This is a genomic window from Vibrio sp. 704, assembly GCF_033339295.1.
The window spans coordinates 1-578 of sequence record NZ_JAWOUH010000759.1; the positions used below are offsets into that span (position 1 = coordinate 1).

1 protein-coding gene is annotated in these 578 nt (G+C 38.6%); it reads right to left on the reverse strand.

What is annotated here, in order from left to right:
* A partial coding sequence (locus R7R24_RS28950) for a PTS sugar transporter subunit IIA (RefSeq protein WP_318120492.1) occupies window positions 1–240 on the reverse strand: 240 nt, incomplete at its 3' end.
* Window positions 241–578: the final 338 nt, after the last annotated feature.

The window sequence follows — 578 nt, forward strand, 5'->3', positions numbered from 1 at the left end:
GCCTAAGCCTGTTTTTAAAACGCCAGTTTCAGGTCGGGCATGAGGCATAGCCAATCCAGGGCATAACACATAGTAAGGACCGTTTTCTTCCGTTGAACGGATGATCGCATCAGCATAGTGCTGGGAGACGTAACCTTTATTTTCTAGGTATTGAGTGGTCTTTTTAACCGCATCTTGCCATTGGTAAGCGCGATCATTAATTACATCTACTAGTTCGTGGTCGATTAACTCGTACAGCATATTTAACCCTATCAACAGTTCGTCATCTGATGGGTTAATTATCAATAACAGAGTCCCAACCGCGCAACCGAGCTACTTTTGCGCTTCGAATCACACTTTAAAGCCTGTCAATTTGTTTAAATGGACAGAGCTCAAAAATCTCACACGTAAAAAATCTACAAATTTTATTTGAGCAACAAGTCAATAGACGAATTTTGAATACAATCACTTTCTCGACAATATTCTTAAAGTTACATTATTTAAATCAGATCACATTAGACCTATTGACTCGATATAATTCGTGATTAATTTCAAAGTTCATTTCGAGCTATTTCTTGATGGCTCGCACTCAAACGTAG